Consider the following 13654-nt stretch of genomic DNA (forward strand, 5'->3'; position numbering starts at 1 on the left):
GCGCCGCCCCGTGGTGCCGGGCTACTTTCTGCCCGATTCACTCAAGGACGACCATGGATCATCACGACTCTAACCTTCCCTCTATCGCCGAAGAATTTGTGGAGGCAATGGATGAGGTGACCGATACCCGCGTGCAGCTTCAGGAGATTTCTGACCTCTTTCTCTTTCGCATCGAAATTGACTCTACAACTCCCGCTGCCCGCCGCATCGAAAAGGTGCTGGGTGCATCTCTGCCGACCACCCGCGGGCAGGTAACAGGCGATGCAACCGCCCTGCACCTGCTTTACGGCACCCGCCAGGTCGTGGCCTGCCTCTACGTTGAAGAGGGCGTCTACCTGGTAGTGACCAGGGTGGACGCCGTAAAGCTGGGGCGCGCGCTCACCGCAGCCCTGGGGCGCGACGAGGGGCTGGTACTTGATGTGTCGGTCAACCGGACCGTGCTGAATCTGAGCGGAGTAGCGGCGGCGGACGTCATCGATGAGGTCGTCCACTTTGACTTCCCGCCGGACTTCTTCGACCCGGGCAAGGCCCTGTCCTGTACCGTAGCTGAGGCCCGCATTATGCTCTGGCGTATCGATGAGCTGGAGTATCTGATGGTGCCTCGTGCCTCCGATACAGCCCCCTTCTTGGTTAATATTTTGGACGCCTGCGAGAAGGTCAAATAGTCCCGGTGGGGGAGCGTTGGCGGTAACTGACAGGTTTGTTTCATTCAGAGGGAAATAAGTTCGCACCCCTATAGGTAAGTACGCTAAAGTTTCTTTGTGGAGAAGCTTTGTGTGCTCCAGCTCTCGCAATGGGGCGGGCACCGAACTTCGTACATGTAAACGCCGGGAGCACTGCTTTCTGGCATGACTTCGACGAAGAAGGACACACCTGTGGACCTGTTTGAATACCAGGCACGCGATCTCTTTGAGAAGCACGGCGTTCCCGTGCTCCAGGGTATCGTAGCTACCACCCCTGAAGAAGCAAAGGCAGCAGCTGAGAAGATCGGTGGCGTCACCGTTGTTAAGGCCCAGGTTAAGGTGGGCGGACGCGGTAAGGCTGGCGGCGTGAAGGTCGCTAAGACCGCTGATGAGGCTTACGAGTATGCCCAGCAGATCCTGGGTATGGACATCAAGGGCCATACCGTCCACCGTGTGATGATTGCCCAGGGCGCAGACATCGCTGAAGAGTACTACTTCTCCATGCTGCTTGACCGCGCTAACCGCTCCTACCTGGCCATGTGCTCCGTTGAGGGTGGCATGGACATTGAGACCCTGGCTGCTGAGCGTCCCGAGGCTCTGGCCAAGGTTGAGGTCAACCCCATGGACGGTATCACCGCCGAGAAGGCTGCCGAGATTGTTGAGGCCGCTGGCTTTGCTGAGGACGTGCGCGAGGACGTCGCTGCAGTGCTGGTCAAGCTGGGCGAGGTCTACAAGAAGGAAGACGCCACCCTGGTTGAGGTCAACCCGCTGGTCAAGACCGGCGACGGTAAGATTCTGGCCCTGGACGGCAAGGTCTCCCTGGACGATAACGCTGAGTTCCGTCAGTCCGAGCACGAGGCCCTGGTTGATAAGTCAGCCGAGAACCCCCTGGAAGCTAAGGCTAAGGAAAACGACCTCAACTACGTCAAGCTGGACGGTGAGGTTGGCATCATCGGTAACGGCGCGGGTCTGGTCATGTCTACCCTGGACGTGGTTGCCTACGCCGGTGAAAACCACGGCAATGTCAAGCCCGCTAACTTCCTCGACATCGGCGGTGGTGCTTCTGCTGAGGTGATGGCAGCTGGCCTGGATATCATTCTCAACGACGAGCAGGTCAAGTCTGTTTTCGTTAACGTCTTCGGTGGTATCACCTCCTGCGACGCTGTAGCTAACGGTATCGTCAAGGCCCTGGAAATCCTCGGTGATAAGGCAACTAAGCCCCTGGTTGTCCGCCTGGATGGTAACAACGTCGAAGAGGGCCGTCGCATTCTCACCGAAGCCAACCATCCCCTGGTCTACCAGGCAGAGACCATGGACTCCGGTGCCGATAAGGCTGCCGAGCTGGCCCACACCGCCTAAATCACCGCTGATTATTACTAGAAGGTTTTTACAATGTCTATCTTTTTGAACAAGGACTCCAAGGTCATCGTTCAGGGCATCACCGGCGGTGAAGGCACCAAGCACACCGCCCGTATGCTCGCAGCCGGCACCCAGATTGTCGGCGGCGTCAACGCCCGCAAGGCCGGCACCACTGTCTTCCACAAGGACGCCTCCGGTAACGACGTTGAGCTGAACGTCTACGGCTCCGTCGCTGAAGCCGTCAAGGAGACCGGCGCAGACGTCTCTATCGTCTTCGTTCCCCCGGCCTTCACCAAGGACGCCGTGATTGAAGCTATCGACGCTGAGGTGCCCCTGGTCGTCGTTATTACTGAGGGTGTGCCCGTAGGTGACACCGCTGAGTTCTGGGCCTACGCCAAGAGCAAGGTTGGCGCTGACGGCAGGCAGATTACCCGCATCATCGGCCCTAACTGCCCCGGCATCATCACTCCCGGTGAGTCCCTGGTCGGTATTACCCCCGCCAATATCACCGGTAAGGGCAAGATTGGCTTGGTCTCTAAGTCGGGTACCCTGACCTACCAGATGATGTTCGAGCTGCGCGACATTGGCTTCACCACCGCTATTGGTATCGGCGGTGACCCCATCATCGGCACCACCCACATCGATGCTCTCGAGGCTTTCGAGGCTGACCCCGAGACCGAGGCAATCGTTATGATCGGTGAGATCGGTGGTGACGCTGAGGAGCGTGCTGCTGAGTTCATCAAGGCTAACGTCACCAAGCCCGTTGTTGGCTACGTTGCAGGCTTCACCGCCCCCGAGGGTAAGACCATGGGCCACGCGGGTGCGATTGTCTCCGGTTCATCTGGCACTGCCCAGGCCAAGAAGGAGGCTTTGGAAGCCGCTGGCGTGAAGGTGGGTAAGACCCCCTCAGAGGCTGCCCAGCTCATGCGCGAGATTTTTGCCTCCCGCTAATCTCTGCCCTCCAGGGGCTGTGCATGATGACGCCGGTGCTACCCAGCTGGTGGCACCGGCGTTGTCGTGCCCTGGTTATTTTTTGGGGTGGTTAGGTCTGGGAAGTCTGCGGAGAGAACTTGGGCCGTATAAACTGTTAATGATAATTATTATCATTAAGCTATAATTGGTGGCAGTTACACCCAAGCAATTGCCATTATTTTATCGAAGGATTACGTATGCATACTCTCCATAGGGGGCTGGTGGCCCTGCTGGCCTTGATGCTAGCAGCCTTTTACTTACCTCTAGCCCAAGCCGCTGACTCCCGCATTGAGATTAGTAAAGGCCACACCGATGGATTCTATGTGCTCACCGACTCCAAGACCCCAGTAGTCAAAGTCGCTAATGGAATCCGTAACACTCTCTACGATCCCAATGAGGTGGTTTTTCTCATCGATGATTCCACCTACGGAACCGGCTATACTTTTAGGGGCCTCGAGCACAGCGGGCCAGAAGGTTACTATACCGCCAGCTTTGACGCAGATAGGTACTTTGAGCCCGGCTGGAGTGCCCCTGGCTTCCGCGATAACGGCTTTGCTTCCATGCGAATTGACTTCATAGCGGCAACGGGTCCTGGGCCGATTGCTTTGTTCGGTAACGACCCGCTTGGCGGAGAAGATGAGTTTGCCATTGCTCCTTTCTTAGAAGGTGGGCGTTACTACATAGAACCTGGTGCTAGCCTACCTATCCTGGGGCATACCCATGCCCACTGGTACTTTGAACACGCCGGGACCTACACCATCACTGGCCAGGCCGTAGGTGTAACCCACGACGGTACTGAGCTCCGCTCCGAGACCTTCACTGAGATGTTCAAGGTTGAAAAGAGCGAGCAGGATGCCCGCCCGTCTCTCCCTTCCCTGCCAATCGGCGCCCCTGTTGACTCGACCCCGGCTCCCACTTCTCCTGCACCGACTGCTCCTGAACCGACTGCTCCTGCACCGAGCACCTCCGCCTCCCAGCCTGAAAAGCTTAGTACCGAGCCTGTGACCATTAGCGCGGGGCACATTGACCTCTTCAACGTTGCTTCCCGTGGCGGGCTGTTGGAGCTAGCCGCTAAAGATGGCACTGGCAAGGGCTATGTCTACCGCTCCCCCGAGAGCGTTACTATCCTGATTGACGATTCGGCTTTTACCGAGCTGCCAGCCTCCCTCGCCCAGCAGTTGGCCGAGCGTGGCTACTTCATCAGCGAAAACGGTACTTCACAGCAGACCCTGCCTTTTATGGGCTGGGATACCTCAGCTGTTGCCCCCGACTATTCCTCAATTGACCTGGAGTTTATTTCGGTAACCGGGCCGGGCCGTATTCTGCTCTTCCAGTCCTCACCCTTTACTGGCCTGACCTCCCCCTTCAGCGATGGGCGGTTCGAGATGTCCTCGGGGTCAGTCATCACCCAGAACTTTCCCAGCCATGTTCACACCAATTGGCTCTTTACCGAACCGGGTGTGTACACGGTAAAGGTACGGGCTGCTGGTACGCCCCAGGCCGGTGACCAGCGGCTTGCCTCCCAGGTCGGCACATACACGTTTGTGGTGGGCGCTGAACCCTCTCACACCCTGCCTAGCGTGTCAGCCACCCCGGTACCTTCTACGATGCCTCACTCTGTAGCGGCTCCTGCCTCGCCGGTGGCCGCAGCCTCCCCAACGGCTCAGTCAACGGGAGCTGCCGCTGTGGCTGCTTCAACTCTGGGCACCGTAAACCAGGCTGTAAGTGCGACTGCGAGCCCTTCGGCAGCAGCTACCTCATCTAGCTCATCCACCTCGCCTGCTACCGCTTCGTCTCAGGAAGGCGGGGTTCTGGCCCACACCGGTGCAGTTGGGGTGCTGCTGGCTCTCTTCACAGGTCTGCTCTTGGCCGCTACCGGTGTGATTCTAGTGGGCCGCCGCAACGCAGGTAGCTAGACCCTCTGCGGGCGGCTCCTTCCCCGCAAGGGGAGGCCGCTGATACCCGATATCAGACCCCGTTGGTGCCCTGCCACCGGGGTCTGAAGCTGTGGCCCGAAGAAGATGAAGGGAAGGCAGGAGGCTGGAGGCCCGTGCCGGGTGGCTAGAGGTGGCTTAGCTGCGGGTTCCCATGGTATCGAGCATGAAGGGTTTAGCGCTGGGTTGGTGGGCATTGATCGTTTCAATCGAGATGCCAAACTCGACGACCTGCGATAGGTCTTGGTCCACTAGTTCACTGAGGGTAGTTGTGGAGTGGTGTACGTCGAGGGTGCCTGAGCCTACGATGGTGCCGTGAGCGTCATAGAGCCAGATCATGTAGACCTGACCTTCGGGCAGGGCCGGTAGCCCGCTGGTGGTGATTCCGGCCATGTTGTGGGAGGGGGAGTAGAGCACTGAAACCGTTGAGGAGCCCATATCACCTTTGGCGAGGGAGACATCCTCGGCCATGCTGATTTCTTCTATCAGGGACTGCTGCTGGGCGGTAACTGCGGCAAGGTCCCTCTGAAGGTCTTGCACCTGGAGATGCTGGTTATAGCTCCACACTCCGGCCATGATGGCCGCCAGGCTTGCAGCTAGTGCCAAGAGCGAGGGCTTTAGGCGGCTAGTTGAGGGGGTGGACGCGAGTGTGGCGGGCGGCGTGGGGTCTGCTAGTTCTGGCGTAGGCCGGGGCTGAGGAGTGTTACGCACCTGCTGCATCACTGCCGCTTTGAGGCGTGTGGGGGGGCTGATCAGGGGAAGGGATATGCCTACCTCTGTGAGAGCCTCCCGGTAGCTTACTGCCTGAGCGAGGAGATCGGGGCCTGCCTGGGCTTCAAACTGGCGGCGTTCGTGCTCGGTGAGTTCGCCCAGTGCGTAGGCGGTTACCTGGTCTTCATAAGTCACGCCGTACCTCCCAAAATACAACGCAGGTTGTTGAGGGCCTGCTTCATACGAGATTTTACTGTGCCCACAGGAATATTAAGATGGTCAGCTATCTGCTGCTGAGTCATGCCGCGAAAATAGGCCAGGTACACCACTTGTGCTTGACCTTCCGGGAGCTGCTCGATGGCGCCGCCTACCCACTGTCGGTTGCCGCTAGCTTCGAGAACCTGGTCAATGGGCTGATAGCTTTCTGAGAAATGTTTGGCGCCCTCTACCAGATCACGTTGGTAGGCTGCCTGAGTGGAACGAACCCGGTCGATTGCCCGACGGTGTGTTATAGTACACACCCAGCCTTTGACGCTCCCTTTGTCCGGATTATAGAGGGGAGCTTTTTGCCACACTTCCAAGAAGATTTCTTGGGTGACTTCTTCGGCGTGGGCCTGATTGGTGAGCATACGAAAGGCCAGGGTGTAGATGAGCGGGGCAAGTTCGTCGTAGAGAGCTTCAAAGCAGTCCTGCCCTCCTGCAGCTGAGCAAGCGAGGAGCTGTTTGAGACGCTCGGCTGAATCGGTAATACTGAGTGCTTGCGCCAAACCGGGGGTTGCCGTGTGCTGTGCTACCCCTAAGTGGTCGTGAGACCCAGTTGAGAACCTCTGTGTCATCTCCCTATGTTCTCATATTGTCCAGGTGCCCGTGTACCCAGACAGGGCGGTGCTGCCAGCTACCCCACCTCAGGTACACGAGCTTGGACTGCCGGGTTGGGGCTTATTTCTTGGTTTCTTCCATCATGGCAGTTTCTTCCATCATGGGGCTTTCCTCCATCATGGCAGTTTCTTCCATCATGGGGCTTTCCTCCATCATGGCAGTGGGGGATGTCGAGGCACCGGTTTCTTCCATACGGTCATTGGTGGAGCCGCAGGCTACCAGCCCGGTTAGTAGGGCAGAGGAGGCAACAAGAATCGCGGTTTTACGGAGGGGAAGGGTCATGATTGAACTCCAACAGTACTAAGAGGATTCGCACGGATGCGAAAAGCTGACAATGACAGGTGCCCCAGAGCCCGCTGCACAGAGTGGGCTCATGCGGTCACATGATTAGTTCGGAGCGGCCAGGGCCTGGGTTTAAAAATCAGTGAAATTTTTTTTGGTTAAACCGCGCAAGCTGATGGCAACGAAATAGTAGCGTAAGAACTAAGTGAAGAGGTCAGTATGGTTACTCTCTTGATATTAGGAATCCTTGGCGGTTTCATCACCGGGATTTCCCCCTGTATTTTGCCCATCCTGCCGGTGATTCTCATGACCGGCGCCGACTCTGCCCGTACTTTCTCAGCCCTTCCCGGCGTCGGCACTTCGCCACCCCGGCGAGTATCTCCCTGGCGTCCTTACCAGGTAGTGGCTGGACTGGTGCTGAGCTTCTCCTTCTTTACCCTACTGGGCAACCTGCTTATTAAGGCTCTGAACCTCCCCCAAGATTTCTTGCGTATCAGCGGCATCGTACTACTCATGCTGGTGGGGCTTGGTCTGCTCATACCCCGGGTGGAGCACCTGCTCGAGAAGCCCTTCAGTCGACTACCGGTTGCCTCAGTGAAGCCGCAGCGCGGAGGGTTCCTCATGGGGCTAACCCTAGGGCTGGTGTATGTGCCGTGTGCCGGGCCGGTGCTGACCGCAATCACCGTAGCCGGAGCCACAGGCACAATCGGTGCTGAGACCGTGATGCTCACCCTAGCCTTCGCGGTGGGAACCAGCATCCCTCTGCTCTTTTTTGCACTCGCTGGCCGCGGGATCACTGAACGGGTCAAAGCCTTCCGCCGCCACCAGCGTAGCGTGCGCGCTGTATCGGGTGTGCTGCTGATGGCCTTTGCAGTAGGACTGGTGGTGGATGCCCCCGCTCGGATCCAGCGCCTGGCGCCTAACTACACGGCCTCTTTAGAGCGACAGATTGGTGAATCTGCTCAGGGCAAACTCTCCCCCGGCAATCTAGCCGGGTGCCAGGACGGCATCAGCCAGCTCCAAGACTGCGGGCCAGCCCCGGCCCTAACCGGCATCACCGGCTGGCTTAACACCGAGCCCCTCCTCCTTTCAGACCAGCGGGGAAAGGTGGTGCTCATCGACTTCTGGGCGTATTCGTGCATCAACTGTCAGCGGGCTACGCCCCACCTACAAGCCTGGTACGAGAAGTACCGTGACTACGGGCTGACTGTAATTGGGGTACACACTCCCGAGTACGCTTTTGAACATGACCTCGATAACGTAGCCACCGGAGCGAAGGACCTAGGGATTACCTACCCGGTCGCCCAGGACAACAGCTATGTCACCTGGCGGTCCTACCAGAATCACTACTGGCCAGCCCACTATCTCATTGACGCCCAGGGTACCCTTCGCGCTATCAAATACGGTGAAGGTGGCTATGAAATTACTGAACAGCAGATTCGTGATCTCTTGCGTGAAGCTAACCCCCAGATGCAGCTGCCTGAAGCCAGTGATGTAGCCGAGGCTCCGCGGGCTCGCGACCGGTCACCAGAGACCTACCTGGGCACAAAACGCTCGGAGCACTACCAGGGCTTAGGGCCTTATCAGCAGGGAACTGCCACCTTTGAGCCGCTGGACCCGTCCCCCGGTCACTATACTCTCGGTGGTCAGTGGACGCTGACTCCTGAATATATCGAAGCGGGCCCCGGGGCTACCCTCACCGTGGATTACGCTGCCTTGCAGATGCAGGTAGTAGTTGAGGGTCAGGGGAGCCTGACCGTGAGCGGTGATAAGTCAAGCGAGTTCGGTCAGCGTACCTTTACCGTCAATGGGGTTCCTAATGCTGTGACCCTCATCGATAGGGACCAGCGCAGCAGTGGCGAGCTCACCTTAAGCGTTGACGAAGGGTTGCGTCTTTATTCGTTGACATTTTCTTAGCCCCTAGTGCTAGTCTCCTGCTCGTGCCTGTGGGGCTGACGAATAGGCTAATCTCTTCGGGGTAGGGGGGAGCTCTCCTACACTAAAATTCTCCCCTAGGCGGGTTTCACCTAGGGGAGAGCTTTTCATCCTTCTACGTTATAAGAGGTCTACCTGCGGATTACCACCCCTTCACAAAAGCGGTTGTAGTCAGTGCGTTATTGAGAGGCAGTGTATGAGTAGCTGGCGTATTGTAAGGGGCCGGGGCGGTGTAGTACAGGCTGCCTGACTGTACAAACGAAGTAAGTTTAAAGTTGCTTTGAGGGGTGCTGTAGGCGTTGCTAATGGTGAGCGTTGCTGGCATGATGGTAGTTTGCGCATACCAGCGATTATTTCTGCCGTCATAGGCAAGTTCAAGATTTTTCGTAGTAGTCGTTATGATACGCCCGGTGAGAGTGCCACTGCCATCGGGATTAATGGTGATAGATGGTGCCTCAGCTGTCCAGGTTGAGGCTACAGCTGCCTGTGACAGGTACTGGGCACCGTTGTTAGGTAGGTCTTTAAGGGTGCCACTTCTAGAGGTGTTCCACTTCCGTCCAGCAATTTGAATGCCGGTGTTGGCCTGGCGGTTGCCCTCGAATAAGAAACTGGCATTTGAGGGGACATAAATTTCTACATCGGTGATAAAGACTGCGCCCTTCTCCAGGGTAGCTGTCGACCCCACCAGGTAACCATTTCCTGTTTGGGCTTGGTCTGCCGGCACCGGGGCAGAGAACCAGAATCCACTGGTTGTGGCGTAGCCAGCTGGGTTACCGCTAGAGGAGTTCGTTACAGGGGTGAATGATCCTTCCCCGTTACTAAACCATTTCCCACTCTTGGTTTCGCTTGCATCACTCCACTGAAAGTCGGATTCAGGGTTGTTGCCTGCTTTTACTGCTTCCCAATAGCCTTGGGGTGTAGCGGGTACATTCGGGTTGCTTTGTTGAGCGCCTTGATATCCCACTCTACCCCCGTTGTGGGTGACTGTGACAAACAGGCCGTACTCCAAGGTGGGAGTTGTGGAGGATGGGGATGCCGCATAAGCGGGGATGGTGCTGGATGCAAGCATGACAGGAGCACTCCAGAGTGCTCCGTTCATGAGGGTTCGTCTGTTAGTTACAGGTTGGTTCATGATAGTACCTCTAAAATTTAGTGTTTGTATAGGGCTTGAGTGAATCTTCCACCTTAGAGTGGACCTCTCTCTTAATCTAGCACATATGAGTTGTAAAAACTCGGGGGGGGGGAGGGGTATATCACTCGGTATTCTGGGTGGAAATTCAGAGGTTTCTTTAATTTGTTGGGGTGGGTGGGGGGTGATTTTATGAGACGGTAGTGTTAAAGAGGACTCCTAGAAGGAAAGTTAGCAGGGCAGCACCATAACCGATGGCTAGCTGGCGGGCACCCCGTTTGAGGGGGGAGGCTCCTGAAAGTAGCCCCACCACTCCACCTGTGATGATTAGGGCAAAGCCTACGAGTGCCATCGAAACCACGATAGCCAAGGGGCCCGAGAGGCCCAGGAGGTAAGGCAGGAGGGGGATAAGAGCTCCAGATGCGAAGAAGGAAAAGCTGGAGGCGGCTGCCCCGACATCGCTTCCCAGGGCGTTGTGGGGTTTGGGCCCTTCATCCTCAGCGCCTAACTGAAAGGAAAGTGAGGGGTCACAGTCGCAGGTAAAGTACCCGAATCGCTCCATGGCCCGGTGGCGGGCGGCCTCTTCGCTCATGCCTCGGGCCTTGTAGATGAGCTCTAGCTCATTTTGGTGGATATCAAGGTCTTGAGCTACGTCAAGGGTAACTTGGGTGGGCCGGGAGGCATCGAGCAGTTCCCGCTGGGAACGCACTGAAACAAACTCACCGGCTGCCATGGATAAGGCCCCGGCTAGCAAGCCAGCGACACCAGAGAATAGCACCATGGAACTGCTCGCTCCGGTAGCTCCTACGCCCATAATCAGGGCGGCATTGGACACCAGCCCGTCGTTGGCTCCAAATACAGCTGCCCGGAAATTGCCTGACAACTTCTCCCGCCCCTGGGTCGAGAGGGCCCGAATAATTTCCTCATGGATTGCCTCATCTGCGGCCATGGCTTCGGTGGCATCGGGGTCCTCAGCATAGGGGGAGCGACCTTCGGCACGCTGGGCGAGAGCTAGTACGAATACTGAGCCGAAGTTTTTAGCCAGAAGCTCCAAGAAGCGGGCTGAAACTGATGGGCGGGGCTCGGGGTAGGCATGCTGGCCCAGCAGAGATCGCCAATGGTTCTGGTGGCGTAACTCAGCCTGGGCAACCTTGCGGAGAATCTCTGCTTCCTCTCCCTCGGTGCGCTCAGCGAGAGCTGCATAGATGCGGGCTTCGGAAATCTCTTCAGCCAAATAGCGGCGCCAGCGGCGGATTTGGGCGCGGTGAGGTTGCTGGATGGGCTGGTGAGGGGCAGAAGGTGGCATGAAGGGTTAACCTTAGGACGTGGGACACAAGCTGTTTACCGGCCGGTAACTTAACTGGTAGGGTGGGGTTCGCGCTCCGACGTTAACAGACACAGGGGAACTCACCAAAAGACGACGTAACAGAGCATACCCGCCCACCCCGCTTTTTGCAGAGTAGAAAGTCACCTATGCCCGCTTTGCCCTACAACGCCGCCCCCAACCCGCACCTGGGCGCCCCCGGCATCACCACCATGCACGGTGACGCACAAGCCTCAGACTGTACCCCCCTACCAGGCCCCGGTGCCCGCCCCTGGTCAGTGCGCAAAACCCCTCTAGGGGGAGCTTGCCCCACCGTTCTTGTCGGTTCAGATAACCTGGTGCAGGTACTCTGCACCCAAGTATTTTCACAAAACCTTGCCATGCTGGTCCCCAAAATCGCGATTCTTGACCGTTGGGGCCAGGAGTTGGCACACCTGGAGCTTCCTAAGGGAGCTCTGTTAGGTGGGGTATACGCCTATCTTGACCAGGATAACCGCATGGTTCTCGTTGACGGTACCAACCACCTGATTCGCATTGCCCACTCACCTGACGGGCGCACCTTATGGGTTGACTCTCGCATAGACCTTAACCGTATGTTAGCCCTGGTACCCGGCGACCAGGTTGTAGGGCTCGTACCGGACTGGCAAGGACGGGTATGGGTAGCTTCAAAGAACGGGGCAGTTGGTGTGGTGGACGCTCAGCGCGGGGCAATCCGCGCCACCCTGCTCCGCTCGGGAGCAACAGACATACGAGAACGCATCGACAACTCCATCTCAGCCAGCCCCGAAGGGGTAGCTGTGGTTACCTCACACGCCATCTACATGCTCACCGCCGATGAAGGTGGAGCTCCCCGAGTGCTATGGAGTCGTCCGTACGACCGCGGCAGCGCTCGTAAGCCAGGCAAATTAGCCTGGGGCTCGGGGGCTTCACCCACTTTCTTTGGGCCAGGAGGAGCGGATTACGTGATGCTCACCGATAATGCTGACAGCCAAGAAAACGTAATTATCTATCGAGCTGCCACCGGTGAGGAGGTGGGGCGAGCCGGGCTCTTTACCCCAGGTGCCTCGGGCACCGAGAATTCTATGATTGGTGTGGGTAACACGGTGGTAGGAGCCAACACCTTCGGCTATCCCTACCCCAAGTACCCCGACGGGGCCGGCCCTTCTCGCCCAGCTAGCGCCCTTTTCGCCCCCGGCATGGAGCGGTGGGACATCACCGACCGGGGGCTGCGTCAGGTCTGGTCGCGCCCTGACGTGTATTCCTCAGCTGTACCTCGCTACTCGAATGCCGACAACATCATCTACACCTGCGAGCGGCGCCGCGGCCCGGCCGGTCTAGCCAACGGGGCATACGCCCATGCCGTTGCCATCGATATGGATAGCGGTGCCACCTTGCACGCCCAGCAGCTACCTGACCACGTAAGTATTTTGCTGGGAGGGGGAGATACCCTACAGATGGTAGGTACCCTGGACCGTTTTGGGACCTGGTGGCAGGGGACCATCAGCGGCGTCTACCGTATTGCAGCAGCCTAAATCTTTGGGGAGAAGAAAGAGAAGATGATTCACCTTAACCGACGGCAAGTAGCCTTCACTGCCGGAACTGCCTTGGCCGCCGCGGCTGTAACCGCCTCGTCCACCTCGGCCCAGGCCAGGCCCTCTCGCACGCAAGGCGCCCAACGCCGCCGACCCACTCTCTCTCGTATCCAGGCTGTTGCCTGTCCCATTGAGTTTAACGGTGCCTCTGCTCGGCTGACTCTTAGCGGTAAGGAATCGGCACCAGGGGTTCCCGTCCCGCGCCCCGTTGGGACCTCCTGGAATAGCGGGCCCCTCTCGATGACCCTGGCCAATAATGGAGACCAAGTGATTCCTGCCGGGCGTCGTTTGAGTATTATTACCCGTGGGCTAGACGCCGCCGGACTGGTAACTGACCTTCAGCAGCCGCTCGTGATCAGCGATGTTGAGGCAGGGGCCCGGTCCTGGCTATCTGTAGTTGTCGCCCCTATGGGGGCCTCCCAACTGGTGCTCAAACAGCCCCTGGCAGCGGGGCAAGAAATAACGGTGCGTCTTTTCCCTCGTCTTAACCGTGGGGTCGATGCAAGGGCCCTGGGCCAGGTCCAGGTTTTGGCGTCACTCACACTCTCGCGGGGTGCTGAAGAAATCTTTGAGATTCAATCCCCGGAGTTCCTGGCAACCCGCCTGTAGGCAAGAGTGAAGGGATGAAAGTACCCCTGGCGTGTGCGACATGCCCAGCGAATAAGCTTGCCTGTGAAATGAGCCCCATTTTGAGCTTCCAGCTGCGCGCAGCGTGCTTATCGTTCAGGGAGGCAAAATGCCACGCTAACTAGTAGCGTTAGTCCCGATTAGTCAGGGTGAAGAGGTGCGGCAGGCCCTGCGATCCAACGACTGTGGGGCCCCCAGCGGCCTATTATGGTGAATACCACTAGTGC

Annotated in this window: 12 protein-coding genes; 7 read left to right on the plus strand and 5 right to left on the minus strand. The window is 57.8% G+C overall.

Features of this window, described 5'->3' with window-relative positions:
• The first annotated feature begins 53 nt into the window (after positions 1-53).
• The 4 genes from QM007_RS01900 (at position 54) to QM007_RS01915 (ending at position 4930) form a co-directional block, all read left to right on the plus strand.
• Positions 54-665 carry a sarcosine oxidase subunit gamma family protein gene (locus tag QM007_RS01900; RefSeq protein WP_283490310.1) on the plus strand — a complete coding sequence of 204 codons (612 nt, stop codon included), beginning with the start codon at positions 54-56 and terminating at the stop codon, positions 663-665.
• Positions 666-875: 210 nt separating this feature from the next.
• The gene (sucC, locus tag QM007_RS01905; RefSeq protein ID WP_283490311.1) at positions 876-2042 is read left to right on the plus strand and encodes an ADP-forming succinate--CoA ligase subunit beta; all 1167 of its coding nucleotides are present in this window, start codon (positions 876-878) and stop codon (positions 2040-2042) included.
• Between the two features lie 33 nt (positions 2043-2075).
• Positions 2076-2993, plus strand: a complete 918-nt coding sequence (gene sucD / locus QM007_RS01910) for a succinate--CoA ligase subunit alpha (protein WP_283490312.1) — start codon at positions 2076-2078, stop codon at positions 2991-2993.
• Between the two features lie 218 nt (positions 2994-3211).
• Positions 3212-4930 carry a choice-of-anchor M domain-containing protein gene (locus QM007_RS01915; protein WP_283490313.1) on the plus strand — a complete coding sequence of 573 codons (1719 nt, stop codon included), beginning with the start codon at positions 3212-3214 and terminating at the stop codon, positions 4928-4930.
• Between the two features lie 156 nt (positions 4931-5086).
• Here the strand turns inward: QM007_RS01915 and QM007_RS01920 are convergent, their stop codons facing one another.
• The 3 genes from QM007_RS01920 to QM007_RS01930 form a co-directional block, all read right to left on the minus strand.
• Positions 5087-5854 carry an anti-sigma factor gene (locus tag QM007_RS01920; protein WP_283490314.1) on the minus strand — a complete coding sequence of 256 codons (768 nt, stop codon included), beginning with the start codon at positions 5852-5854 and terminating at the stop codon, positions 5087-5089.
• A complete protein-coding gene (locus tag QM007_RS01925) occupies positions 5851-6426 on the minus strand; it encodes a sigma-70 family RNA polymerase sigma factor (RefSeq protein WP_283490315.1) in 576 nt (191 codons plus the stop codon). The genes QM007_RS01920 and QM007_RS01925 overlap by 4 nt, the downstream gene beginning before the upstream one ends.
• A gap of 172 nt (positions 6427-6598) precedes the next feature.
• A complete protein-coding gene (locus tag QM007_RS01930) occupies positions 6599-6820 on the minus strand; it encodes a hypothetical protein (RefSeq protein ID WP_283490316.1) in 222 nt (73 codons plus the stop codon).
• Between the two features lie 219 nt (positions 6821-7039).
• Here QM007_RS01930 and QM007_RS01935 point away from each other — a divergent pair, with 219 nt between their 5' ends.
• Entirely contained in the window at positions 7040-8737 is a 1698-nt protein-coding gene (locus tag QM007_RS01935) for a cytochrome c biogenesis protein DipZ (RefSeq protein WP_283490317.1), read from the plus strand.
• 160 nt (positions 8738-8897) lie between these two features.
• Here QM007_RS01935 and QM007_RS01940 read toward each other — a convergent pair whose 3' ends face one another.
• A complete protein-coding gene (locus tag QM007_RS01940) occupies positions 8898-9854 on the minus strand; it encodes an amino acid oxidase (RefSeq protein ID WP_283490318.1) in 957 nt (318 codons plus the stop codon).
• Positions 9855-10074: 220 nt separating this feature from the next.
• Positions 10075-11190, minus strand: a complete 1116-nt coding sequence (locus QM007_RS01945; RefSeq protein WP_283490319.1) for a VIT1/CCC1 transporter family protein — start codon at positions 11188-11190, stop codon at positions 10075-10077.
• A gap of 167 nt (positions 11191-11357) precedes the next feature.
• On the opposite strand from QM007_RS01945, the gene QM007_RS01950 reads away from it, so the two are divergent.
• Positions 11358-12740 (plus strand): 6-pyruvoyl tetrahydrobiopterin synthase, encoded by a 1383-nt coding sequence (locus tag QM007_RS01950; protein ID WP_283490320.1) that lies wholly within the window; start codon positions 11358-11360, stop codon positions 12738-12740.
• A gap of 24 nt (positions 12741-12764) precedes the next feature.
• Positions 12765-13409, plus strand: coding sequence for a hypothetical protein (locus QM007_RS01955; RefSeq protein WP_283490321.1), 645 nt, complete (start codon positions 12765-12767; stop codon positions 13407-13409).
• The last annotated feature ends 245 nt before the right edge of the window (positions 13410-13654 follow it).

The sequence above is a fragment of the Rothia sp. SD9660Na genome (genome assembly GCF_030064065.1).
Taxonomy (GTDB): domain Bacteria; phylum Actinomycetota; class Actinomycetes; order Actinomycetales; family Micrococcaceae; genus Rothia.